Source organism: Paraburkholderia sp. SIMBA_027 (assembly GCF_046535315.1).
GTDB classification, from domain to species: Bacteria; Pseudomonadota; Gammaproteobacteria; order Burkholderiales; family Burkholderiaceae; genus Paraburkholderia; species Paraburkholderia tropica.
Genome location: NZ_JAWRWY010000854.1, coordinates 1 through 263 on the forward strand (window position 1 = coordinate 1; position 263 = coordinate 263).

A 263-nucleotide genomic window follows, 5' to 3' on the forward strand; every position below is an offset into this window, starting at 1 on the left:
TGGAGCTGTTGCTCGCCGACGGCGAGGAGTTCGACGCCGGAACGCACCTCGCCAGGGTCAGCGGCAACGCCCGCTCGGTGCTGCTCGCCGAACGCGTCGCCCTGAACCTGGTGCAGAGGATGAGCGCCATTGCCACCAAGACGGCGGAGTTCGTCAGGCTCGTGGAAGGCACGAGGGCCCGGATTACGGACACCCGTAAAACCACGCCCGGGCTGAGGGTGCTCGAGCGTTACGCCGTTCGCTGTGGCGGGGGAGCCAACCAC

The 263-nt window shown here is 68.1% G+C and carries 1 pseudogene; it reads left to right on the top strand.

The features are described from left to right. Positions 1-263 (top strand): annotated as a pseudogene (locus SB764_RS41495) (nicotinate-nucleotide diphosphorylase (carboxylating)); the annotation flags it as partial.